At 72.0% G+C, this 21,131-nt stretch carries 16 protein-coding genes and 3 pseudogenes; 4 read left to right on the forward strand and 15 right to left on the reverse strand.

Going from position 1 to position 21,131, the window contains the following annotated elements:
- Positions 1 to 3 precede the first annotated feature (3 nt).
- From infB to rimP, 4 genes and pseudogenes are all read right to left on the reverse strand, one after another.
- Positions 4 to 3,042 (reverse strand): annotated as a pseudogene (gene infB / locus GC722_RS14095) (translation initiation factor IF-2); the annotation flags it as partial.
- A gap of 199 nt (positions 3,043 to 3,241) precedes the next feature.
- Positions 3,242 to 3,520 carry a YlxR family protein gene (locus GC722_RS19510; RefSeq protein ID WP_408609318.1) on the reverse strand — a complete coding sequence of 93 codons (279 nt, stop codon included), beginning with the start codon at positions 3,518 to 3,520 and terminating at the stop codon, positions 3,242 to 3,244.
- 9 nt (positions 3,521 to 3,529) lie between these two features.
- On the reverse strand, positions 3,530 to 4,507 hold the full coding sequence (gene nusA / locus GC722_RS14105) for a transcription termination factor NusA (protein WP_156611237.1): 978 nt from the start codon (positions 4,505 to 4,507) through the stop codon (positions 3,530 to 3,532).
- Position 4,508: 1 nt separating this feature from the next.
- Positions 4,509 to 5,141: a ribosome maturation factor RimP gene (rimP, locus tag GC722_RS14110; protein ID WP_156611239.1), complete on the reverse strand. Its 633-nt coding sequence runs from the start codon at positions 5,139 to 5,141 to the stop codon at positions 4,509 to 4,511.
- A 145-nt stretch (positions 5,142 to 5,286) separates the two neighbouring features.
- Between rimP and GC722_RS19335 the strand changes: the two genes are divergently transcribed.
- The gene (locus GC722_RS19335) at positions 5,287 to 6,225 is read left to right on the forward strand and encodes a DUF4439 domain-containing protein (protein WP_156611242.1); all 939 of its coding nucleotides are present in this window, start codon (positions 5,287 to 5,289) and stop codon (positions 6,223 to 6,225) included.
- Positions 6,226 to 6,231: 6 nt separating this feature from the next.
- On the opposite strand, the gene GC722_RS14120 is transcribed toward GC722_RS19335, so the two are convergent.
- From GC722_RS14120 to GC722_RS14150, 7 genes are all read right to left on the reverse strand, one after another.
- Positions 6,232 to 7,035, reverse strand: coding sequence for a sulfite exporter TauE/SafE family protein (locus GC722_RS14120; protein ID WP_331714856.1), 804 nt, complete (start codon positions 7,033 to 7,035; stop codon positions 6,232 to 6,234).
- 105 nt (positions 7,036 to 7,140) lie between these two features.
- The gene (locus GC722_RS14125) at positions 7,141 to 8,886 is read right to left on the reverse strand and encodes a proline--tRNA ligase (protein WP_156612014.1); all 1,746 of its coding nucleotides are present in this window, start codon (positions 8,884 to 8,886) and stop codon (positions 7,141 to 7,143) included.
- Positions 8,887 to 8,973: 87 nt separating this feature from the next.
- The gene (locus GC722_RS14130) at positions 8,974 to 9,831 is read right to left on the reverse strand and encodes a GNAT family N-acetyltransferase (RefSeq protein WP_331714857.1); all 858 of its coding nucleotides are present in this window, start codon (positions 9,829 to 9,831) and stop codon (positions 8,974 to 8,976) included.
- Between the two features lie 34 nt (positions 9,832 to 9,865).
- Positions 9,866 to 11,062 carry a flavodoxin-dependent (E)-4-hydroxy-3-methylbut-2-enyl-diphosphate synthase gene (ispG, locus tag GC722_RS14135; protein WP_156611244.1) on the reverse strand — a complete coding sequence of 399 codons (1,197 nt, stop codon included), beginning with the start codon at positions 11,060 to 11,062 and terminating at the stop codon, positions 9,866 to 9,868.
- A gap of 42 nt (positions 11,063 to 11,104) precedes the next feature.
- Positions 11,105 to 12,400, reverse strand: coding sequence for a M50 family metallopeptidase (locus tag GC722_RS14140; protein WP_156611245.1), 1,296 nt, complete (start codon positions 12,398 to 12,400; stop codon positions 11,105 to 11,107).
- 10 nt (positions 12,401 to 12,410) lie between these two features.
- On the reverse strand, positions 12,411 to 13,691 hold the full coding sequence (dxr, locus tag GC722_RS14145) for a 1-deoxy-D-xylulose-5-phosphate reductoisomerase (protein WP_331714858.1): 1,281 nt from the start codon (positions 13,689 to 13,691) through the stop codon (positions 12,411 to 12,413).
- A 59-nt stretch (positions 13,692 to 13,750) separates the two neighbouring features.
- On the reverse strand, positions 13,751 to 15,268 hold the full coding sequence (locus GC722_RS14150) for a phospholipase D-like domain-containing protein (RefSeq protein WP_456298118.1): 1,518 nt from the start codon (positions 15,266 to 15,268) through the stop codon (positions 13,751 to 13,753).
- Here GC722_RS14150 and GC722_RS14155 point away from each other — a divergent pair.
- A complete protein-coding gene (locus tag GC722_RS14155; protein ID WP_197430172.1) occupies positions 15,198 to 16,310 on the forward strand; it encodes an LOG family protein in 1,113 nt (370 codons plus the stop codon). The two genes, GC722_RS14150 and GC722_RS14155, sit on opposite strands and share 71 nt — an antisense overlap.
- A 30-nt stretch (positions 16,311 to 16,340) precedes the next feature.
- On the opposite strand, the gene GC722_RS14160 is transcribed toward GC722_RS14155, so the two are convergent.
- Both GC722_RS14160 and GC722_RS14165 read right to left on the reverse strand, forming a co-directional pair.
- Entirely contained in the window at positions 16,341 to 16,973 is a 633-nt protein-coding gene (locus GC722_RS14160) for a DUF2461 domain-containing protein (RefSeq protein WP_156611249.1), read from the reverse strand.
- A pseudogene (locus tag GC722_RS14165) lies at positions 16,973 to 17,143 on the reverse strand (23S rRNA (adenine(2503)-C(2))-methyltransferase RlmN); the annotation flags it as partial. The pseudogene GC722_RS14165 and the gene GC722_RS14160, both read right to left, overlap by 1 nt.
- A gap of 173 nt (positions 17,144 to 17,316) precedes the next feature.
- Between GC722_RS14165 and GC722_RS14170 the strand changes: the two are divergent.
- Positions 17,317 to 17,565 (forward strand): hypothetical protein, encoded by a 249-nt coding sequence (locus GC722_RS14170; RefSeq protein WP_156611251.1) that lies wholly within the window; start codon positions 17,317 to 17,319, stop codon positions 17,563 to 17,565.
- Here the strand turns inward: GC722_RS14170 and GC722_RS14175 are convergent.
- Positions 17,544 to 18,705: pseudogene (locus GC722_RS14175) on the reverse strand (IS3 family transposase). The gene GC722_RS14170 and the pseudogene GC722_RS14175 sit on opposite strands and share 22 nt — an antisense overlap.
- A 292-nt stretch (positions 18,706 to 18,997) precedes the next feature.
- On the opposite strand from GC722_RS14175, the gene GC722_RS14180 reads away from it, so the two are divergent.
- A complete protein-coding gene (locus GC722_RS14180; RefSeq protein WP_156611253.1) occupies positions 18,998 to 19,969 on the forward strand; it encodes a hypothetical protein in 972 nt (323 codons plus the stop codon).
- On the opposite strand, the gene GC722_RS14185 is transcribed toward GC722_RS14180, so the two are convergent.
- Positions 19,929 to 20,981, reverse strand: coding sequence for a DNA methyltransferase (locus GC722_RS14185; RefSeq protein WP_156611255.1), 1,053 nt, complete (start codon positions 20,979 to 20,981; stop codon positions 19,929 to 19,931). The genes GC722_RS14180 and GC722_RS14185 overlap by 41 nt on opposite strands.
- Positions 20,982 to 21,131 lie beyond the last annotated feature (150 nt).

Below are 21,131 nucleotides of genomic sequence, written 5' to 3' on the forward strand. Positions count from 1 at the left end.
CCGCATCTCGAAGGTCTCCACCACGTCCCCGATCCGGATGTCGGAGTAGTTCGCGAGCGTCAGACCGCACTCGAAGCCCTCGCGGACCTCGGTGACGTCGTCCTTCTCGCGCCGCAGGGAGCCGATCGTCGACTCGTGCACCACGACACCGTCGCGGAGCAGCCGGGCCCGGGCGTTGCGCCGGATGAGACCACCGGTGACCATGCAGCCCGCGATGATGCCGGCCCGCGAGGAGCGGAAGATCTCGCGGATCTCCGCGGTGCCCAGCTGGGCCTCCTCGTAGATCGGCTTCAGCATGCCCTTCAGGGCCGCCTCGATCTCGTCGATCGCGTCGTAGATCACCGAGTAGTAGCGGATGTCCACGTTCTCGCGGTCCGCCATCTCGGTGGCCTTGCCCTGGGCGCGGACGTTGAAGCCGATGATCACCGCACCGGAGGCCGCCGCCAGCGAGACGTTGGTCTCGGTGATGGCACCGACACCGCGGTCGATCACCCGCAGCGACACCTCGTCGCCGACGTCGATCTTGCTCAGCGCGTCCTCCAGGGCCTCCACCGAGCCGGAGCCGTCACCCTTGAGGATGAGCAGCAGCTCGCTGGTCTCGCCCTTCGCCATCTGCTCGAACAGCTGGTCGAGCGTCTTGCGGCGGGCACCGGCGGCCTGGGCCGCCATCCGGAGCCGGGCCTCGCGGCGCTCGGCGATCTGACGGGCCATCCGGTCGTCGTTGACGACGATGAAGCTGTCGCCGGCGCCGGGGACGGCGGTCAGGCCGAGCACCTGGACCGGGGTGGACGGCAGCGCCTCGTCGAGGGTGTTGCCGTTGTCGTCGATCAGCGCGCGGACCCGGCCGTGGGCCGGACCGCAGACGATCGAGTCGCCCACCCGCAGCGTGCCCCGCTGGACCAGCACCGTGGCCACCGGGCCACGGCCCTTGTCCAGGTGCGCCTCGACGGCGACACCCTGGGCGTCCATCTTCGCGTTGGCCCGCAGGTCGAGCGACGCGTCGGCGGTCAGCACGATCGCCTCGAGCAGGTCGTCCAGACCCAGCCGCTGGGTGGCGGAGACGTCGACGAACATGGTGTCGCCGCCGTACTCCTCGGGCACCAGGCCGTACTCGGTGAGCTGGCCGCGCACCTTCGTCGGGTCCGCGCCCTCCTTGTCGACCTTGTTCACCGCGACCACGACGGGCACGTCGGCGGCCAGGGCGTGGTTCAGCGCCTCGATCGTCTGCGGCATCACACCGTCGTCGGCGGCCACCACCAGCACGGCGATGTCGGTCGACTTGGCACCACGGGCACGCATGGCGGTGAACGCCTCGTGGCCCGGGGTGTCGATGAAGGTGATCTTGCGGTCGACGTCGTCGACGACGGTCTCGACCTGGTAGGCACCGATGTGCTGGGTGATGCCACCGGCCTCGCCCGCCACCACGTTGGAGCGACGGAGCGCGTCGAGCAGCTTCGTCTTGCCGTGGTCGACGTGACCCATGACGGTCACGACCGGCGGTCGGGCCACCAGGTCGCTCTCGTCACCGGCGTCCTCGCCGAACTCGATGTCGAAGCTCTCCAGCAGCTCGCGGTCCTCGTCCTCGGGCGAGACGACCTCGATGTTGTAGTTGAGCTCCGAGCCGAGCAGCTGCAGCGTCTCGTCGTTGACCGACTGGGTGGCCGTGACCATCTCACCGAGGTGGAACAGGGCCTGCACCAGCGACGCCGGCTCGGCGCCGATCTTCTCGGCCAGGTCGGTCAGCGAGGCGCCACGGGCCAGCCGGATGGTGGAGCCGTCGCCCTTGCGGACGCTCACGCCGCCGAAGCTCGGCGCCTCCATCTGGTCGAACTCCTGGCGACGCTGCTTCTTCGACTTGCGACCACGGCGCGAGGGACCACCCGGACGCCCGAAGGCTCCCTGGGTGCCGCCGCCACCGCGACCGCCACGACCACCGCGTGCACCTGCCGGCGGGCCGAAGCCGCCGCCACCACCGGGACCGCCACGACCGGGACCACCGGGGCCACCGGCGCGGCCACGACCACCGGCACCGGGGCCACCACGGCCACGGGCGGGGGCGCCCAGCTGGTTCGAGGACTGCTTGGGCATCATCGCCGGGTTGGGGCGGGGCATGCCGGGCACACCACCACCGGGGCGGGGACCCGCGGGGGCCCCGGGCGCACCGGGCCGACGGGCGGCCGGCGGACGGGGACCGCCCGGACGGGCCGACTCGGCGGGACGGGCGTCCTCACGCGGCGGCCGCGGCCGCTGCGTGCCCATGCCCTGCGAGGAGGCGAAGGGGTTGTTGCCCGGACGCGGGGCCGACGGACCGCGACGGGCCGTGGGCTGGGCCCCGGGCAGACCGCCGGTGGAACCGGCGCGCGGACGCGGGGCGGGACCACCGGGACGGGGTGCCGGAGCACCGGGACGCGGGGCCCCGCCGGGGCGCGGGGCACCGGCGGACGGGCGTCCCTCACCGGGACGGGGCGCGGGCGCACCCGGGCGCGGGGCGCCGGGACGGGGACCCGGGGCGGTGCCGCCGGAGGGGGCCTCCGGACGCGTCGGCGTCACCTCGGGGCGGGTCTCGCGGGCCTCGGCCGGAGCTGGGCGCTCGACCTCGGGACGGGACTCACGGGCCTCGGGACGCGGACCGGGGGTGCCGGTGGACGGCTGACCCGGACGGGGTGAACGGACCTGGGGACCGGTGCCCGGTGCGGCCGGGCGCGGGGCCGGACCGGCGGGGCGGGCGGCCTGGCCGTCGGGCCGGGTCGCCTGGCCGTCGGGCCGGGCGGTCTGCCCGTCAGGACGGGGCTGGGCCGGCCGGGGACCCGGGGCACCCGGGCGCGGGGCCTGGCCGGCGGGACGCGGACGGCCCGCCGCGGGCGCGGGGGCGCTGCCGGCACCGTCGGACCGCAGCTTCTCGGTCAGCCGGCGGACGACCGGCGCCTCGATGGTCGACGACGCCGACCGGACGAACTCCCCCATGTCGCTGAGGGTCTTCAGAACTTCCTTGCTCTCGACTCCGAACTCTTTCGCGAGCTCGTAGACACGGACCTTTGCCACTCTTCTCCCATCGGTCCGCGTCTGCACGCGGACCACTCAGTTGTACTGGCTCATTGAGGGGTACTCATCGAGTCGTCATGAGCGTCAGCTCACTTTCTGGTCTGATCCGCACCGGGTGGCGCGGATCGGTTCGGGCGACCCGTCGCGGGTCGCAGCGTCCCAAACTGGTGCAGGGCCCGGCTCCAGGCCGGACCCAACTCTATGCCGGTGGGCTCCCGGACGTCGTCACGGACCTCAGTGCGTCGGCGACCTGTCGGGGGTCGACCCCCTCAAGTCGCAGCGCGCGGCCGATGGCCCGGCGACGGATCGCGAGCTCGTGGCACGCCGGGTCGGGGTGCACGTAGGCGCCTCGCCCCGGCGCCGTCTGCCGCGGGTCGGCCGCCACCTCGCAGGTGCCGGACCGCCGCACCAGGCGGATGAGCCGGAACTTCTCGGACCGCTGCCGGCAGCCCACGCAGGTGCGCACCGGACGATCCACCCCGAGAGTCTACCCGATGCTCTCGGCGGTGTCGGACCGGATGTCGATCCGCCACCCGGTCAGCCGGGCGGCGAGCCGGGCGTTCTGCCCCTCGCGGCCGATGGCCAGCGAGAGCTGGTAGTCCGGCACCACGACGCGGGCCGAGCGGGTGTCGGCGTCGACCACGGTGACGGAGGAGACCTTGGCCGGTGAGAGCGCGGAGGCGATGAAGCGCCGCGGGTCGTCCGACCAGTCGACGATGTCGATCTTCTCCTCGTTGAGCTCGTGCATCACCGCGCGCACCCGCTGCCCCATGGGGCCGATGCAGGCGCCCTTGGCGCTGACGTCGCGGTGGTGGCTCACCACGGCGATCTTGGTGCGGTGGCCGGCCTCGCGCGCGACCGCCTTGATCTCGACCACGCCCTGGGCGATCTCGGGGACCTCGAGGCGGAACAGGTTGCGGACCAGGTCGGGGTGGGTGCGCGAGACCACCACCTGCGGGCCGCGGAGCTCCTTGCGCACCGCCACCACCTGCACCCGCAGCCGGCGGCCGTGGGTGTACTGCTCCCCCGGCGTCTGCTCGGCCTGCGGCATGATCGCCTCGATCTTGCCCAGGTCGACCAGCACGGTGCGCGAGCGCGGGTCCTGCTGCACCACCCCGGAGAGGATGTCGCCCTCCGCGCCGGCGAAGTGGCCGTACTTCTGCTCGTCCTCGGCCGCGCGGATCCGCTGGATGATGACCTGCCGCGCCGTCGCGGCGGCGACCCGGCCGAAGCCCTCGGGGGTGTCGTCGTACTCGCCGACGACCTGGCCATCCTCGTCGCGCTCGGGGACCATCACCGCCACCTTGCCGGTGCGCCGGTCCAGGTCGATCCGGGCTCCCGGCTGGGCGCCCTCGGTCTTGTCGTAGGCCTGCAGCAGCGCGTCCTCGAGGGCGCCGAGCAGCACGTCCAGCGGGATCTCGCGGTCGCGCTCCAGCGCCTTCAGGGCGCTCATGTCGATGTCCATCTCAGCGTCCTCCCCGCTCGTCGTCCTCGCCCGGCTCGTCGTCGACCTCGTCCTCGTCGTCGACCTCGTCCTCGTCGTCGACCTCGTCCTCGCCGTCGACGTCGTCCTCGACCTCGTCGGTCAGGTCGTCCTCGTCCTCGTCGGCCGGGTCCTCCTCGTCGGCCGGCTCGCCCACCCTGCGGTTGAACTCCACCTGCACGAGCGCCCGGCGGATCTCGGCGAAGGAGTAGCGGGTGGCCCGCCCGGAGACGTCGAGGTCCACGCCCTCCTCGTCGCTGCCCGAGATGCGACCGGTCACCTGCTGGCCCTCGACCAGGTCGAGGCGGACCAGGCGGTCGGTGTTGCGGCGCCAGTGCTGAGGCCGCGACAGCGGCCGGTTGAGCCCGCGGGAGGAGACCTCGATGGTGTAGGGCGACACCCCGCTGGGGTCGCGCTCGTCCACCGCGGCGTTGAGCTCGCGGGCGGCGGCCGCGATGTCGTCCAGGCCGGGGCCGCGGCCGTTGGGGCCGTCGCCGTCCACCACGACCTGCACCACGCGGCGCCGTCCCGCCGGCTTCACCGACAGGTGCTCCAGCTCCAGCCCGTGACGGGCCAGGATCGGCTCGAACAAGGGGGTCAGCTCCGAGTCGGCCATGGGCTGCTCCCTTCGTCCGTTTGTGACCTGCAGTTGTCGGGCCGCCGGACCGGGTCCGGCGGCGAGCGCCGACTATATACGCCCCTACCCCGTGGTGCCGCCTTCCTCACCGCGCCGCAGGGACGTCCTGCGGTAGCGTCGCCGGGTGCCCGGAGTGACGCGTCGCCAGCTGCTCGTCCTGGCGGCGGCCGGCGGTGCCGCCGTCCCGCTGGTCGGGTGCACCTTCTCCAGCCCGGTGGTCCGCGGCGGCCCGACGGCCCCACCGCCCCGGCCGTCGCCGACCCCGGTCCCCGGTACCCGCTCGGGCTCGGACCGCGAGGCCGCGCTGGCCGCCGTGGCCGGCCGACGGGCGGCGGAGGAAGGGGGACGGGCGGCCACCCGCTGGCGTCGGCTGGCCGCCGGGCACGCCGAGCACGCGCTGGTGCTGCACCAGCCCGACCCCACGGCGCCGCTGCCCACGCCGGCACCGTCTCCCTCCCCCGGCCCCGACCCCGCCCCGGACGCCGGCTGGGCGGAGCTGGCCGAGGACGCCGCCGGGGAGCACCGCCGGGCGGCGCTGGGGGCCGCCGGCCCGCTGGCCCTGCTGTGGGCGTCGCTGGCCGCCTTCGCGGCGGCGGCCGGAGGTGCGGAGTCGGTGGCCGGGCAGACGGCCCGGCCGCAGCCGGCCGCCCCGGTGACCGACCTGGTGGCGATGGCCGACGTGGTGGTGGCCCTGAACCAGGCGGCGCACGCCTACGAGCTGGCGCTGGTGCCGCTGGCGCTGGGCGGCGACGCCCGCGCGGCGGCGGAGGACCGGCTGCAGCGGCTGCTCGCCCTGCGCGACGCCGTCTCGCGGGTGCTGGCCGAGCGCGGGCGCGCCGTGCCGGCGGCCGAGCCCGGCTACGACGTCGAGCTGGACCCCGACGACGGCGCCGGTTCGGCGGCGCTGCGGCGGCGGGTCGAGACGGGGCTGCTGCCCTGGCTCGGCCGCTGGGTGCAGGCCAGCGGCGAGGCCGAGCGCAGGCTCGCGGTGGACGCGCTGGTGGCCGCCACCCGCTCCGGCACCCGGCTGGGGGCCGAGCTGGCGGTCTGGCCCGGGTGGTGAGGGACCTCAGCCGCTGAGCTGGCGCTGCACGATCAGCACCGTGTCCCAGCCCAGGCGCACGACCATCAGGCCGACGACGACCAGGAAGACCCGCCGCACGAAGGCGCTGCCGTTGCGCAGCGCCATCCGGGCACCGGTGAACCCGCCCAGCAGGTTGGCCGCGGCCATCAGCGCCCCCAGCAGCCAGTAGACCTGGCCGTGCCAGGCCAGCACCGAGATGGCCGCCAGGTTGGTGGTCAGGTTGGCCAGCTTCGCCTTGGCGGTGGCCTGCAGGAACCCGTGCCCGAGCACCGCCACGATCAGGATGACGAAGAACGAGCCGGTGCCGGGGCCGAGGAAGCCGTCGTAGAGACCCACCCCGAGCCCGATCAGGGCGGTGCGCCAGGCCGCCGCCAGGCCGGTGTGGCGGACCTCGTTGTGCAGACCCATCTGGGGTCTCCTGACCGTGTACACCCCCACCGCCACCAGGGCCACCAGCACGATCGGGGTGAAGGCGTCGCGCGGCAGCAACCTGACCAGCTGGGCGCCGGCGGCGGAGCCGGCGGCGGCGCTGACCACCAGCGGCAGCACCACCGGCCAGTCCAGGGTGACCCGGCGCAGGTAGGTGATGGTGGCGATCGTGGTGCCGGCCACCGAGCTCACCTTGTTGGTGCCGGAGATGACCGGCACCGGGGTGTCGTCGGGGAGCGTCACCAGCAGCGCCGGCAGCTGGATCAGCCCGCCGCCGCCCACCACCGCGTCGACCCAGCCAGCCACGAAGGCCGCGCCGACCAGCAGCAGGACCAGGTGGAGGGCGAGGTCCTCAGGCACCGCCGGGGCCGTCCAGCCGCACGCTCAGCAGGGCACCCCGAGCAGGTGCGCCCACCAGGGCAGCCCGAGCAGGTGTGCCCACCAGGGCAGCCCGAGCAGGTGCGCTCACCTGAGCAGCTCGAGCAGGTGCTCTGGCGCCTCGTCGACGGGCACCTCGACCCGGTCGCCGCTGCGCCGGTCGCGCACCTCCACCACGCCGTCGGCCAGCCCGCGCCCGACCACCACCACGGTGGGGACCCCGAGCAGCTCGGAGTCGGCGAACTTGACCCCCGGCGAGGCCTTGCGGTCGTCCAGCAGCACCTCGTACCCGCGGTCGGCCAGGGCGCTGGCGATCCCGGTGGCCACCTGCAGCGGCTCCTCGCCCTTGCCGGTGGCCAGCACCAGCACGTCGAAGGGGGCCAGCTCGCGCGGCCAGCACAGCCCCTTGTCGTCGCAGCTGCCCTCGGCCACCGCCGCCACAGCCCGGCTGATCCCGATGCCGTAGGAGCCCATCTGCACCGGCACCAGCTTGCCGTTCGGATCGAGGACCTTGACCCCGAGCGCCTCGGAGTACTTCGTCCCCAGCGCGAAGATGTGACCCATCTCCATGCCGCGGGCCAGCTCCAGCGGCCCCGAGCCGTCCGGGGCGGGGTCGCCGGCGCGGACCTCGGCCACCTCGATGGTGCCGTCGGCGTCGAAGTCACGGCCCTTGACCAGGTGCAGCACGTGGCGGTCCACCTCGTCGGCGCCGGTGACCCAGGCGGTGCCGTCCACCACCCGCGGGTCCAGCAGGTAGCGGATGCCGGTCGGGCCCTCCTCGCCCAGCACGCCGGGGCCGATGTAGCCCTTGACCAGCTGCGGGTGGCGGGCGAAGTCCTCCTCGCCGAAGGGCGCCCAGGTCGCGCCCTCGCCGAGCTGGGCCTCCAGCCGCTTGGCGTCGACCTCGCGGTCGCCGGGCAGGCCGACGGCCAGGTCGTGACGGCTGCCGTCGGGCTGGGTGACCACGAGCAGCACGTTCTTCAGCGTGTCCGAGGCCTGCCACTGCCGGTCCGGGCGCGGGTGGTGGGCGTTGAGCGCGGCGACCAGCGTCTCGATGGTGGGCGTGCCGGGCGTCGGCTCGACGTGGGCGGCCGGGACGTCGGAGGCGTCCACCGGGTCGGGCACGGGCACGGTGACGGCCTCGACGTTGGCGGCGTAGCCACCCGGGGAGCGGACGAAGGTGTCCTCCCCGATCGGGCTGATGGCCAGGAACTCCTCGCTCATCGACCCGCCCATGGCCCCCGAGAGCGCCTTGACGATCACGTACTCGAAGCCCAGCCGGTCGAAGATCCGCTGGTAGGCCTCGCGCTGGCGGGCGTAGGAGCGGGCCAGCCCGGCCTCGTCCACGTCGAAGCTGTAGGCGTCCTTCATGACGAACTCGCGCCCGCGCAGCAGACCGGCCCGCGGACGGGCCTCGTCGCGGTACTTGGTCTGGATCTGGTGGATGGTGAGCGGCAGGTCCTTGTAGGAGGAGTACAGGTCCTTCACCGCCAGGGCGAACATCTCCTCGTGGGTCGGCCCCAGCAGGTAGTCGTTGTCCCTGCGGTCCTTGAGCCGGAAGATGCCCTGGCCGTACTCGGTCCAGCGGCCGGTGGCCTCGTAGGGCTCGCGCGGCAGCAGCGCCGGGAAGCGGACCTCCTGGGAGCCGGCCGCGGCCATCTCCTCGCGGACGATCTGCTCCACCTTCTGCAGCACCCGCAGCCCCAGCGGCAGCCAGGAGTAGATGCCCGGCGCCACCCGGCGGATGTAGCCGGCGCGCACCAGCCAGCGGTGGCTGGCCACCTCGGCGTCGGAGGGGTCCTCGCGCAGGGTCCGCACGAACAGCTCGGTCATCCTGGTGATCACGGCGGGCAGCCTATCGGGGCGGGGCAGGGCCCGCGTCCCGCAGCCGGGCGACGGGGCGGGATCTGGGCGGGGCGGTCAGTACAGCACGGTGGCGAACTCGCCGACCTGGCGGAACCCGACGCGCTCGTAGGTGCGGCGGGCCGCGCAGTTGAAGTCGTTGACGTACAGCGACACCGTGGGCGTCTGCTGGCGGGCCAGCCGCACCGTGCGGGCCATCGCCGGCGCGGCGAGCCCGCGCCCGCGCAGCTCCGGCTCCAGCCACACCCCCTGCACCTGGCTCACCTGACCCGCCACCGACCCGAGGTCGGCCTTGAACAGCACGCGGCCGTCCTCGACGATGCCGAAGGCCCGGCCGGCCCTGATCAGGCCCAGGACGTGCATCCGGTAGCTCAGCGGGTTCCCCGGCGACGGCGGCACACCGACCTCCTCGGTGTACATCCGGGCCGAGGCGTCGACGTAGGCGTCCCAGTGCTCCTCGGTGACCTGCTGCACGCGCTCGTCCTCGTCCACCACCGGGTCGGCGTCCATCACCAGCACCGGCTGGCTGCTGCGCAGCTCGCGGACGTCGGACCACGAGCTGCCCCAGCGCTGCGACAGCCCCTGCCACAGCGCCAGCACCACCTCGGCGGGGCCGACGATGGAGGAGCAGCGGCGGAACCGTCCGGTGTGCTCGACGAAGCCGGCCACCGCCTCGGGGTCGGCGTGCACCGGCACCAGGTTGGAGCCGACGTGCAGCAGCGAGCGGAGCCGGCCGCCGACCTCCCAGCCCCACAGCGGGCAGCCGAGGGTGAACTCGCTGACCCCGCCGCTGCGGACCCGGGAGGAGACGAAGACGTTGGTGACCGGGTCCAGCGAGAGGATCCGGACGACGTCGGGCAGGTCGGCGTCCTCCAGCACGCGCACCCGTCCCGCGACCCGCAGCGAGGCGGTCACGGCCGCCTCCCGGGCCGGGTGCGGGTGCGCCGGCTCATGAGACGCTGACCTCCGGACGGCCCTCGCCGGCCGGCATCTGCTCGGCCAGCCGCATGGCCTCCTCGATCAGGGTCTCGACGATGTCGGCCTCGCGCACCGTCTTGATCACCTCGCCCTTGACGAAGATCTGGCCCTTGCCGTTGCCCGAGGCCACGCCGAGGTCGGCCTCGCGGGCCTCGCCGGGCCCGTTCACCACGCAGCCCATCACGGCCACCCGCAGCGGCACCTCCAGCCCGTCCAGCCCCGCGGTGACCTGCTCGGCCAGGGTGTAGACGTCGACCTGGGCGCGCCCGCAGGAGGGGCAGGAGACGATCTCGAGCTTGCGGGGGCGCAGGTTGAGCGACTGCAGGATCTGGATGCCGACCTTGACCTCCTCCACCGGCGGTGCCGACAGCGAGACGCGGATGGTGTCCCCGATCCCCTTGCTGAGCAGCGCCCCGAAGGCGGTGGCCGACTTGATGGTGCCCTGGAAGGCCGGACCGGCCTCGGTCACCCCCAGGTGCAGCGGCCAGTCCCCGCGCTCGGCCAGCAGCTCGTAGGCCCGCACCATCACCACGGGGTCGTTGTGCTTGACCGAGATCTTGAAGTCGTGGAAGTCGTGCTCCTCGAACAGCGACGCCTCCCACACCGCGGACTCCACCAGCGCCTCGGGGGTCGCCCTGCCGTACTTCTGCAGCAGCCGCGGGTCGAGCGAGCCGGCGTTGACGCCGATGCGGATCGAGGTGCCGTGGTCCTTGGCCGCCTGCGCGATCTGCTTGACCTGGTCGTCGAACTTGCGGATGTTGCCGGGGTTGACCCGCACGGCCGCGCAGCCGGCCTCGATCGCGGCGAAGACGTACTTGGGCTGGAAGTGGATGTCGGCGATCACCGGGATCTGGGACTTCTTCGCGATGATCGGCAGCGCCTCGGCGTCGTCGGAGGACGGGCAGGCGACGCGGACGATGTCGCACCCGGCGGCCGTCAGCTCGGCGATCTGCTGCAGGGTGGCAAAAAACTGGACCGAGACCGGGTGCTCGCTGCCGACGCCCACCGAGNTGATGTCGGTGGTCGCCGTGGTGGTCATCGACTGGACCGAGACCGGGTGCTCGCTGCCGACGCCCACCGAGCCCACCCGGATCTGGCGGGTGGGTCGCCGGGGGGCCAGCACGGGGGGTTCCTCCCGGAGCTGGGGAAGGGGCAGATCGATGCTCATGGGCTCAACTCTCGCACTCGGGTGGGGATGGTGCTCGACGGGTCAGCCGAACAGCCGGATGGGGTCGATCAGGTCGGCCAGGATCAGCACCACACCGGAGACGGCGATGAAGCCGCCGACCAGGTAGGCCACCGGCAGCAGCCGGGCGGTGTCGACGTGGCCGGGGTCCCGCCGGCCGCGGACGCGGGCCAGCCAGCGCCGCAGCCCCTCCCACAGGGCGCCGGCGATGTGGCCGCCGTCCAGCGGGAGCAGGGGGACGAAGTTGAACAGCGCGACGAACAGGTTCACCGAGCCGAGCAGGGTGAACCAGGTGGACACCTTCTCCCCCGCGGTCAGCATCGGGGTGGTGGCCACGTCGCCGGCGGTGCGGCTGGCCCCGACGATGCTGATGGGGCCGTTGGGGTCGCGGTCGGCCCCGGTCACCAGGTCGGCCGCGGTGGTGTACACGCTCACCGGGAAGCGGGCCAGCGCGTGCAGGCTGAGGGCCGTCATCTCGGCCATGTCCGACAGCACCGTCACCGGTCCGCCGCGGACGCGCTCGTAGCTGGGCGAGACGCCGAGGAAGCCGGCCTCGACGGTCCGGCTGGGGTTCCACTCGTCCACCACGCCGGTGACCGTGGTCGCCACGGGGGGCAGCGGGAGCGGTTGGCCGCCTCGTTCGACCACCACGGTGGCCGGGGCGGCGCCGTTGTCGCGGATCAGCTCCGACAGCTGCTCCCAGCTGTGCAGCACCACGCCGTTGAACGAGATGATCCGGTCGCCAGGAAGCAGCCCCATCTTCTTGGCCGGCGTCGTGGGGTCGGCGTCGGTGCAGGCCCGCTGCTCCCCGACCGCCAGCACGCACTCGCTGACCGCCGCGACGGTGAGCTGGGGGCGGACCACGCCGTACAGCCCGGTGACCCCCAGCAGGATCAGGAAGGCCAGCAGCAGGTTCATCACCGGGCCGCCGGCCATGATGACGAGCTTCTGCCACACCGGCTTCTGGTAGAACAGCCGGCCGTCGTCGGCGGGGGTCACCTGCTCGTACTCGGCCTCCCGGGCGGAGTCGGCCAGGGAGGAGAACAGCCCGCTGGAGCTGCTGCGCAGCGTGCCGTCGGGGCGGGGCGGGAACATGCCGACCATGCGGACGAAGCCGCCCAGCGGGATGGCCTTGACGCCGTACTCGGTCTCCCCCCGGCGGGTGGACCACAGGGTGCGGCCGAAGCCGGTGAAGTACTGGGTGACCTTGACGCCGAACAGCTTCGCCGGGACGAGGTGACCCACCTCGTGCAGGGCGATCGAGACCATGATGAGCGCGAAGAAGCCGAGCGCGGCCACCACGAAGACGACCAGTTCCATCGCTGCCTGCTCACTCCCTGCCGGGCTCGCGCCCACCGACGGCCGAGAGCTCCTCGACCAGCACCGCCGTCCGGCGCCGGGCCCAGGCGTCGGCGGCGAGGACCGCCTCGACGCCCATCCCGGAGTCCGTGACCAGCGTCGATCCTACGTCGGCCGGCGAAGGGTCGCCCGCCGTCGCCGCGGGTGCCGGACGCAGGTGCTCCTCGAGCACCCGGGTGACGACCTCCATCACCTGCAGGAAGCCGATCCGGCCGGCGTGGAAGGCGTCGACGCACTCCTCGTTGGCGGCGTTGAACACCGCCGGGGCGGACCCACCGGCCAGCCCGGCGCGGCGGGCGACGTCCACCGCGGGGAAGGCCTCGGAGTCCAGCGGCTCGAAGGTCCAGCTGGTGGCCCGGCTCCAGTCCACCGGCGCGGTGGCGCCGGGCAGGCGCTCGGGCCAGACCAGGCCGAGCGCGATCGGCAGCCGCATGTCGGGCGGCGAGCACTGCGCCAGCGTGGAGCCGTCGGTGAACTGCACCATCGAGTGCACCACCGACTGCGGGTGCACCACGACGTCGATGCGGTCCAGCCCGATCCCGAACAGCAGGTGGGCCTCCAGCACCTCCAGGCCCTTGTTGACCAGGGTGGCGGAGTTCGTGGTGATCACCCGGCCCATGTCCCAGGTGGGGTGGGCCATCGCCTGCTCGGGGGTCACGTCGGCGAGCTCGGCCCGCGAGCGCCCGCGGAAGGGCCCGCCGCTGGCGGTCAGCAGCAGCCGGTCGACCTCCCCGGCGCGGCCGCCGCGCAGGCACTGGGCCAGCGCGGAGTGCTCGGAGTCCACCGGCACGATCTGGCCCTCGGCGGCGGCCGAGGTGACCAGGCGCCCGCCGATCACCAGCGACTCCTTGTTGGCCAGCGCCAGCCGGGTGCCGGCGGCCAGCGTGGCCAGCGTCGGGCGCAGCCCGGCGGCGCCGGTGATGGCGTTGAGCACGACGTCGCACGGCGTCGCGGCCACCTCCGTGGCGGCGTCAGGACCGGCCACGATGCGGGGCAGCGTCACCTCCCCGGTGGCCCAGCCCCGCTCCTTGGCGGCGGCGTAGAGGGCCAGCTGGAGGTCCTGCACCGCGGTGGGACGGGCGAGCGCCACCACCCGGGGACGGTGGTCCAGCACCTGCCGGGCCAGCTCGGCGACCGAGCCCCCGCCGGCGGCCAGCGCCACCACCTTGAAGTCGTCTGGGCGCTCCCCCACCAGCTCCAGCGCCTGCCGACCCACCGACCCGGTGCTCCCGAGCACCACCACGTCACGCACGGGCCTCAGTGTGGCAGGTCCGCGGTCGCCGGCCGGGCTGCCGAGCCCCGGGGAGGTGCTCACTGCAGCGCCGAGGTCAGCCGCATCACGTTGTCCAGGTAGCGGCTGGCCGGGCTGCGCCGGCTCCACAGCTCGGGGGTGATCTCGGAGGAGAGCTCGCGGTAGTGCTGCGCCAGCTGCTGCAGGTCGGCCACGAAGCCGGCGCCGAAGCCCAGCAGGGTGACCTCGTAGTCGAGGTAGAACGAGCGCATGTCCATGTTGGAGGAGCCGAAGACCGCGGCCGAGTCGTCGACGGTCATGAACTTGGAGTGCAGCACGTAGGGCCGCGGCAGCGCCCAGATCCGCACCCCGGCCTGCAGCAGCTCGTGGTAGTAGGAGCGCTGGGCGTGGTGGACCATGAACTGGTCGGCCCGCTCGGAGACGAACAGCTCCACCTGCACGCCGCGCATCGCGGCGGTGGTGATGGCCAGCTCGAGCGCCTCGTCGGGGACGAAGTAGGGGCTGACCACCGTCAGCCGCTCCTGGGCGCCGTGCACCAGCGAGGTGAACAGCCGCAGGTTCGGCTCGGNNNCGGAGGGTGGCCGTCTCGGCAGCTCCAGCAGCTCGCCGGTCTCGGTGTACCAGTCGAGGGCGAACACGGCGTTGAGCTGGTCGACCACCGGCCCGGTGAGCTCGATGTTGCAGTCGCGCCAGAGCCGCCCGACCCGGCGGTGGCGCCGCTTCAGGTAGGAGGCGTCGATCATGTTCTGCGAGCCCATGAAGGCCAGCCGGTCGTCGACCACCACCAGCTTGCGGTGGTTGCGCAGGTCGGGGCGGCGGACCTGGCCCCGCCAGGGCCGCAGCGGCAGCATCAGCTGCCACTCCACCCCGATGTCGGTGAGCCGGCGGCCGAGGCGGCGCCACCCGGGGTAGCCCCGGCTGCCCAGGTGGTCCATCAGCAGCCGCACGGTCACCCCGCGGCGGACGGCGCGGGCCAGCGCCTGGAAGAACACGTCGGTGGTCTCGTCCCAGGCCACGATGTAGATCTCGACGTGGACGCGCTCACGTGCCCCGTCCACGGCGGCCGCCATCGCCGCGATGCTCTCCTCGTAGTGGAAGTGCAGCCCCTCGTCGGTGCCGTGGGTGAGCGGCAGCGCGGTCAGGTTCCGGTTCAGCTCCACCAGCGTCACCAGCCCGCTGCGCGGCGCGATGGCCGACGACAGCGCGGGCACCTCCGCGGTCCGCCGCTCCAGCACCCGGTTCGCCTGCTGCTGCAGCCGGTGCCGGCGACCCCGCACGTAGGGGCTGCCGATCAGCAGGAACAGCGGCAGCCCCACCACCGGCAGCAGCAGGATGAGCAGCAGCCAGGCCTGCGACGAGCTCGGCCGGCGGTTCTCCGGCACCAGCCCCAGCGCCACGAGCTTGATCAGGTACTCCAGCACCACCAGGGTCGTCCCCACCCAACCGGGCACGGCGAGCAGGTCCATGGGCGGGAGCGTATCGATCTCTCTGGGAGGATCGGGACACATGACCCGCCGCACGCTGGACGTCCACGACCTCGCCGAGTTCGACCACCACGCCCGCCGGGCCACGTCCATGGCGGGCTGGTTCCTGCAGTCGGTCGACCTGGGCGACCGCTCGGCCGAGCTGCGCCGGCTCGAGCCGGCGGGTGCGGTGTTCCTGGGGTGCGAGCTGTCGGACGCGGACGCGGACTCGGTGCGCTCCCGCGGGGCGCTGGTGTTCCCCCGGCTGCCCGGGCTGCCGTTCGACCCCTACCGCGGCGCCCTCTACACCGCCGAGGAGCTGTACGCGCTGGCGCCGGGCGCCCCCGCGCGGTGGACCGACAGCCCCGACGCGGCCGTCTACACCTGGTGGCGGGCGCAGGGCCCGGCGGCGGGGCTGGCGGCCACGCTGGCCACCTCGCTGCACGACCACGCCGTCGGCGACGCCCTGGACGAGGCCCTGGCGGCGCTGGCGGCGCCCGTGGTGGGCGTGATGGGTGGCCACGCGGTCGGCCGCGACAGCCAGGAGTACGCCGCGGCGGCCCGGCTGGGCCGCGAGCTCGCCGCAGCGGGACGGGTGGTGCTCACCGGCGGCGGCCCCGGGGCGATGGAGGCGGCGAACCTGGGCGCCCGGATGGCCGGCCGCGGGGCCGCCGACCTGGAGGCCGCGCTGGCGGTGCTGGCCACCGCACCCCGGTTCACGCCCTCGGTGGACGACTGGGTGGCCGCGGCGGCCGAGGTGCTGCGGCGGTGGCCCGTGGAGGGTCCGGTGCCCAGCCTGGGCATCCCCACCTGGTTCTACGGGCACGAGCCGCCGAACCTCTTCGCCGGCGGCGTCGCCAAGTACTTCGCCAACGCCCTGCGCGAGGACGTCCTGCTGCAGCGCTGCCGGGGCGGGCTGGTGTACCTGCCGGGAGCGGCCGGCACGGTGCAGGAGATCTTCCAGGCCAGCACGGCCGGCTACTACGCGGCCAGCCCCGAGCAGGTCACCCCGCTGGTGCTGGTGGGTCGGGAGCACTGGACGTCGGTGCTGCCCGCCTGGCCGCTGCTGCAGGCCCTGGGCCGGGGGCGCTCGATGGGCGAGCGGCTGCACCTGGTCGACGACGTGGACGAGGCCTGCGCGCTGCTGCTGGGCTGACCGCCCGCCGGCGCCCGGACCCCTGGGTGCTCAGCCGGCGCGGGCGGCCAGCCACTCCACCAGCGGGCGCATCAGCTCCCAGTCGTGGCGGACCCGGCCGACCAGGGCGTGGTCGGAGATCACCGGGTCGAAGCCGTAGCTGCGTCCCAGGTTCAAGGTGGTGTGGCGCAGCAGCTCGATCCGGGGGTGGTCCCGCGGCCAGCCGCGCGGCGCGGTCCGCAGCCGGTCCCCGCTCACCTCGAGCCCGCGCGAGCGGGCCTCGGCCAGCAGCCGCTCCAGCTCCGCCCCCGGGCGTCCGGCGATGTCGCGCCGCACCCGGGCCAGCGTCTCGCCGTCGCCTCCCCAGCGTCCGGCCGCCACGCGCACGCCCGCGGCGGACAGCTCGACGTACCAGCCGGTGTGGTCGGCCGCGGCCACGTAGGCGCCCTGGTGCGTCTTGTAGGGCGACTTGTCCTTGGCGAAGCGGACGTCGCGGTGCGGCCGGAACAGCTTGGCGGTGCCGAACTGCTCGGCCAGCTCGGCGGTCAGCGCCACCATCGGGGCCCGCACGCACTCCTCGTAGACGTGGCGGTGGCGCTCCCAGAAGGAGCGCGAGTTGTCCAGCTCGAGGTCGTCGTAGAAGTCCAGCGCCGCCTCGGGGAAGCCGGCGAACCGCTCAGCCATCAGGCCTCGCTGGCCGCCAGCTGTCCGCAGGCGCCGTCGATCTCGCGGCCGCGGGTGTCGCGGACGGTCACCGGCACGCCGTGGGCCTCGAGCCGGCGGACGAACTCGCGCTCGTCTTCCGGCCGGGACGCCGTCCACTTCGAGCCCGGGGTGGGGTTGAGCGGCATCAACCCCTAAGCATGCACCAATGGTTCACCATCGCTGACAGTATGAGCGTTGCTCAGCGCTTCCCGCATGATCCGTCACCCCTGTCCCCGACTGCCGTCTCTCCGCGAACTCTGCCCGATGGCCGCGCGGTGTCGGTAGTGTCCAAAGCCGTTGACACGACGACAGGAGCACAGACATGAGCGTGGTGGCCGCAAGCCACCAGGTGAAGACCTACTTCATCGACAAGCTCAAGCACTGCCGCGAAGACGCCAGCGACGCTCCTCCCAACACGACTGTGGAGCTTGAGCGATACATTCACATCGACGAGGGAGACACCGACGTTCTCCTGATCATCCCCGAGTGGGACTTGTGGAACTCAGATCTCTCGGTGGGGACTGCTGCACCGATAGGTGACAGTGGTTCTCAGGCGGCGAGTGCGACCTGAGTGCTGTTGATGGTCTCGTACTCGATCGGGGTGAGTCGACCGAGGCGGGCTTGTCGTCGGCGACGGTGGTAGGTCCGTTCGATCCAGGTGATGATCGCCTGTCGTAGTTCGGCCCGGGTGGTCCAACGCCGCCGGTCCAGGACGTTCTTCTGCAGCAGGGAGAAGAAGGACTCCATGGCGGCGTTGTCACCGGCGGAGGCGACCTGACCCATCGAGCCGGCCAGCTGGTGGCGGCGCAGCTGGTCCAGGAAGCGTCTGGAGCGGAACTGCGATCCGCGATCGGAGTGGACCGTGCAGCCGGCGATGTCGCTGCCGCGGCGGGCGACCGCGGAGGCGAGGGCGTCCACGGCCAGCTGGGACTTCATCCGGCTGCTCATGGAGTAGCCGACGATCCGGCCCGAGAACACGTCCTTGATGGCGCAGAGGTAGAGCTTGCCCTCAGCGGTGGGGTGTTCGGTGATGTCGGTCAGCCACAGCCGGTTCGGGGCTGCTGCGGTGAACTCGCGTCGGACGAGGTCGTCGTGGGCTGGCGGGCCGGGCCGCTTCCCGTTGGCGCCCCGCTTCTTCCCGAAGACCGACCACCAGTGGTTGGCTGCGCAGATCCGCCACACCGTCCGGTCACCGACCCGGTGACCGGCCGCGCGGGCTTCGTCACCGAGGAGCCGGTGACCGAACTCCGGGTCGTCGCGGTGGGCGTCGAACAAGGCGGTGGCCAGGGCGGCCTGCTCGCGATCTCGTGGCGTGACCGGCTGGGCAGCCAGCGGTAGTAGGGCTGGCGGGCGAGCTTGAGGACCCGGCACGTCACCGTGACGGGGATCCCGTCCTCGGCGAGCTTCTGACACGAGCGGGTACATCATTTCCCGGCAGGTTCGCCTGGGACAAGTAGGCCGCGGCCCGGCGCAGGACCTCGTTCTCCTGCTCCAGCAACCGGTTCCGCCGGCGCAGCTCCCTCAGCTCAGCCGACTCCTGGGTCGGGGTCCCGGGTCGGTGGCCGTCCTCGACGTCGGCTCGGGGGAGCCAGTTCCGCAGGCAGGACTCGCTGATGCCGAAGTCCTTCGCGATCTCAGCAACCGGGGCCTCGCCGCGGCGGGCCACGGCCACGACGTCGTCGCGGAACTCCTTGGGGTGGGGTCTGGGCACGGTGCATATCCTCTCCCGCGGTGCCCTCCAGCACCACAGATCAGGTGTCACCTACTCGTGCAGCAGACCCGTCTTCTGCGGGTTGCTACTGAGCCTCTTTCGCTGTCCTGAGCGCATCAGCTACAGCCGCGATGGGGGTGCGGCCGTAGCTGACAATTTCTTGGTTCGGCCATACAAGCCCTGCAAAAGTTTGAGTAGCGATGAGTCGCGCAGCCCCAAGCAGCGATCAGCTTGAGCGCCGTCCTGAGCGAGTTTCCGAGTCTCGAGCTCTCTGCCCAACTACAGTGCCAGCGTGCCGACCAACGATGACTACCTCGCCGAACTGGCCCGCGCCTCCGAGGTGCTCCAAGACCTCGCTGGCGAGGATGTGGACGCCATCGATGTGAAGTCCGTGGAGACGGAGGAAGCGCCCTTCCTTGCCAAGATCGTGAGCAAGCTTTCCCCGATGGTGGGCAACCTCATGGAGCAGCGGGTTGTGTCGATCCTCGATGAGGAGGCGGAGGACGGCTTCTCCTGGCACCGCCAAGACCCAGGGTTTCCCGACGCCATTCTCAAGCACCCTGACGCCACCGGGACCCACACGGGCTACGAGATCAAAGCTTGGTATGTGCTCAGCACCGAGATCACTGGCCGATTCAAAGAGTCCCAGCACCTGCTAGCCGACAAGAACATCAATGTGGTCATCGTGGCGTGGTGCATGAGCCACATGATCTTCGGCAAGCCCAAGATCCTCGGAGTGCTCACAGTGTCGGGGCAGGAGCTCGCCGCAAGCCGTGACAGCCACTACCACAACCCGCCTGAGTACCTCATCGTCGAGCCGCAGGACACGAGCGCCCGCACCGCCAACCTGCAACAGAGCAATGTGAACGGCTACAAGCTTCAAGAGGCAGACAGTGACGCCGCGCTTCTTGCCCGCATCCGAGCCGAGCACGCAGCCCTCACAAGCCGCCCTGATCCCTACTCCGCGGCAGCTCAGGCGGAGGCGCTCGACCTCATGAATAGGCTCGTGTACCGCTTGGATACCAACTTCGCCAAGATCGACCGAGTAGTGAACGCGGATGTGGAGGCCTTCAAGAGCCAGATCTTGAGCTCCACCTACTTGGGCAAGACCATTTCCCAGTGGAAGACCCTCTTTGCAGACCTCAACGGAAGCAATGAGGCCAAGCGCCAGCGGGCCGAGGCGGTCATCAAGGACCTCTACGGCAACATGCTGGTGGAGGAGCCTAGAACAGCCGTGTCTGCTGAGTCTGAAGGCGCTCTATAGCGAGGGCGTAGAAAGCATCATCCCGCTCGGCCGCATAGCCCTGACGGTTGTTGTTGACCGCTGCCAGCGTGGCGGTGCAGAGGCCACCGAAGGGTTCCCACACCACATCCCCCTCTTGAGTGCAAGCCCTGATTGAGCGCTCCACAAGGTCTAGGGGCTTCTGGTTCAAGTGGGTGGCGCTCATTGCGGTGGGCTTGTAGGTGCGCGGCGCACTCCGCACCATGCTCCCTCGATACCGCTCCTGCCCACGAAGCGAGGGCCGCTCCCATACGTTGGTCACGCCGTGCTCGTGGTTCCAGACTGAGCGGAAGGATGTCCACTCCTCAGCGGTAACTGGCTTCTGGCCGTCAAGAGAGTAGTAGGGAGCACCCTCGGGCTTGCCGTGCTCATTGGCATAGGCAACGAGCTTCATCATGACCTCCACGGGCGGGAAGTACCACAGCCAGCCCTGATCAAAGTACTTGCGAGTGGCGGCGTCCTTCACCCCGCAAGCTTCGTTAGCGGCACGGCGCGGCAGGCCCGAGCGCACCCACTCCGCCAACAGCCACTGCTTCATGTGAACCAGCTCATCCGAGTCAGGCGTGATGGGGAGACGCGGCGTGCGGGTGTAGAAAACACAGACCTCAGTAACCACAGGAAAGCGGCGGATGGTCTTGGAGTTCACATTGCCAGCAACCTGCCCCACACCCTTGTTCCAGATGTTGGTGAACTCGTAGTTCCAGCCGTTGGCCACGAGCACGGGGTGAACATTGGCCCAGCCGACCTCGGTGTTCCAGAACCACAGTGTGGTGCCGAGAGTGGCGTGCTTGCTCCACGCCTCAATGTGGGGGCGGTACCACTCGCCCAAGTTCTCGGGCGTGCGCGGATCACCCGTGAAGCCGCCCACGCCGTAGGCACCGTCACTGATGATGGTGTTGGGCGTGGGCCAAGACTCGTAGGCCTCCAGAGCGTCACCGTTGTGGATCTTCCACAGCGGCTCATCCTCCGTGATCTCGACAGGTTCAGCAGTCATTGCGGCGCGGCTCCGTTCAGTGTGAGTTGATCGTATGCGGCGACGGCGTTGCTCTCGTGACGCACCGCCGCGATCGATGCGGATCGAACATACGTTCCCCCGCCGACACTGTCGACCACCTCGCTCGTCGCCTGTAGATAACTGCGGCGC

The sequence above is a fragment of the Auraticoccus cholistanensis genome, from assembly GCF_009742705.1.
Lineage (GTDB): Bacteria > Actinomycetota > Actinomycetes > Propionibacteriales > Propionibacteriaceae > Auraticoccus > Auraticoccus cholistanensis.

Excerpts from the sequence above, each read along its gene's own strand:
- GC722_RS14155 (WP_197430172.1), top strand. The coding sequence starts at position 15,198 with ATGACCCGCCGCACGCTGGACGTCCACGACCTCGCCGAGTTCGACCAC.
- GC722_RS14125 (WP_156612014.1), bottom strand. The coding sequence starts at position 8,886 with ATGACCGAGCTGTTCGTGCGGACCCTGCGCGAGGACCCCTCCGACGCC.
- rimP (WP_156611239.1), bottom strand. The coding sequence starts at position 5,141 with ATGGCCGACTCGGAGCTGACCCCCTTGTTCGAGCCGATCCTGGCCCGT.
- GC722_RS14160 (WP_156611249.1), bottom strand. The coding sequence starts at position 16,973 with ATGGCTGAGCGGTTCGCCGGCTTCCCCGAGGCGGCGCTGGACTTCTAC.
- GC722_RS14185 (WP_156611255.1), bottom strand. The coding sequence starts at position 20,981 with ATGACTGCTGAACCTGTCGAGATCACGGAGGATGAGCCGCTGTGGAAG.
- GC722_RS14140 (WP_156611245.1), bottom strand. The coding sequence starts at position 12,400 with ATGGAACTGGTCGTCTTCGTGGTGGCCGCGCTCGGCTTCTTCGCGCTC.
- GC722_RS14170 (WP_156611251.1), top strand. The coding sequence starts at position 17,317 with ATGAGCGTGGTGGCCGCAAGCCACCAGGTGAAGACCTACTTCATCGAC.
- nusA (WP_156611237.1), bottom strand. The coding sequence starts at position 4,507 with ATGGACATCGACATGAGCGCCCTGAAGGCGCTGGAGCGCGACCGCGAG.